The organism is Allobosea rubneri (assembly GCF_032464875.1).
Lineage (GTDB): Bacteria > Pseudomonadota > Alphaproteobacteria > Rhizobiales > Beijerinckiaceae > Allobosea > Allobosea rubneri.
In genome coordinates, this window is the sequence record NZ_JAWDID010000120.1 from 1 (window position 1) to 1,821 (window position 1,821).

The 1,821-nt window shown below is 57.2% G+C and carries 1 protein-coding gene; it reads left to right on the forward strand.

From position 1 onward, the window contains the following. Nucleotides 1–1,198: 1,198 nt before the first annotated feature. On the forward strand, nt 1,199–1,501 hold the full coding sequence (locus tag RKE40_RS29525) for a hypothetical protein (protein WP_316021716.1): 303 nt from the start codon (nt 1,199–1,201) through the stop codon (nt 1,499–1,501). Nucleotides 1,502–1,821: the final 320 nt, after the last annotated feature.

Here is a 1,821-nt window from a genome sequence, read left to right on the forward strand (position 1 = left end):
AGCGCCAGACCATCCAGCAGAGACGCTTGCAGCATCAGCTGAAGGCCGCATAACCTCAAACCCAGATGAGCCAGAGCCTCCGTTCCTGAGACATCGAAACAGCCTCAAATCATCTGACGACGGACAGCTTGCAAGATGTTTGGCAATCCGCTCGTCGTGGCTAGTGCGCCCGTCGAGAACAAGGCTGACGCGGTCGGTGAAAGACCTCAAGAACTCGCACTCCTGCGCCGCGTGCGCATGTGAACCGACAACCGCTACGTCCTGATCGGTGATTTCGTAACCGTCGCAAACCGGACAATAGCGCAGCCGTCCCAGCTTGAGTGCTTCCGCGTGAAGTGCGTCATCGATCGAAGGCCGCCTGTTCGCCACGCCGGTAGCAATCAGAACTGCCCGTGGTCTCAGCTCGATTCCCTGTCCCCGGGCCGAAAATCCGGGACCGTCGCGGTCTAACTTCTGAATCCGGCCATCGATGATCGGAGAGCCGTATCTAGCTGCCTGGAGGCGCATACGCCTAAGGACGTCGAGACCCGAAATTCCATCGGGGAAACCTACATAATTATGGGTGCAAGCAATCTGCAGGGCCCGGCTCTTGCCTTCGTCGACGCCGCGACGTTCAAATGGAATCGGGCGAGATAAATTGCGGCCGTCAGACCAGCCGGACCGCCGCCAACAACGAGACATTCGAGCTGATCCGCATCAGGCGCCAATTGGTGGTCGGCACGAATTGGCCGACATAAAGCTCATTGCGATAATGCATGATATTGAGAACTATCTCAATTCTGGCGACAGACATCACGGTGTGAGGTTGAGGACTGCTAGCCGGCATTTTCAACCACAGGGAGCTTGGTCAGACACCCAATCTGGCATGACAGCACTGATCAGACAGGTATCTGCGGCGGCATGGAAACCATCGTTGCACGTTGACGCGGTCATCACGGCTGCTCGTCGCAATGCCTATTTGGCAATGCCGTGATCAACAGACGCACTGGCCGGTGGTGGCATCCCCGGCGCTGGGGCCCTCTCCCCGAGCCTCCGACCACGCGCAAGGATGAACGACCTGCCGCCCGCAGACATCAAAAATGAGGTGGACGAGGCCGGTGATTTCGCATGCCTCGGGCAAAGCTAAGCGGATTTATCCGATGTGCCAACTTTGCGCTTATCTTGACCCCAAAAAAGGCGCTTGCACATAGGGGAGGTTATGGGAAAGTTTTTCCAGATCAAGGAAGCCGTAAAAGTCGCTGCAAAAGCCTTCCACGACGTAATGCGTGACGAGCGCTATCTGCGATGGAAGACCTCGTCCGAGGAATATCGCGCTCAGATTCTCGACCTAGTTCGGCCTGCCGCAACCGCAGCTTTCTCCGCCGGCTACAACCAAGCTCTTAGAGAAGCGGTGGATGCGGTCCGCCGAATGGCCTTGGCGGAACAGGAAATAGGCGGTCCCTATACGGCAGATCTGCTGGAAAAGGCAGCCGCCGCCATCGCAGCCCTCGCCAAGCCATGATCCGCCAGAACACACACTGGTAGCGCTAGGCGTATATGGCTCGTGGACAGGGGCTTAGTGATAAACTGCGACTCTCGTTCGGCACCGTGCTACAGATCATTTCTCTGTTGCTTTGAACCGCATCGGGCGATTGAGGAGCCGGAGATGGTACGGCCCGTCTTCGGCTCAAGTTCAAAAGCGGCGTTGAAGCGCTTTGCACCTGTCGACAGCCAATCAAAACAGCAAGCGCAGCTTGGGCATCAACGTATCACGACCCGGCGAGGATGGTGTTTGCTGGACATCTCGTGCCAACTAACGCCTGACCATTGCTGGTCGTAAGC

Excerpts from the sequence above, each read along its gene's own strand:
- RKE40_RS29525 (WP_316021716.1), top strand. The coding sequence starts at position 1,199 with ATGGGAAAGTTTTTCCAGATCAAGGAAGCCGTAAAAGTCGCTGCAAAA.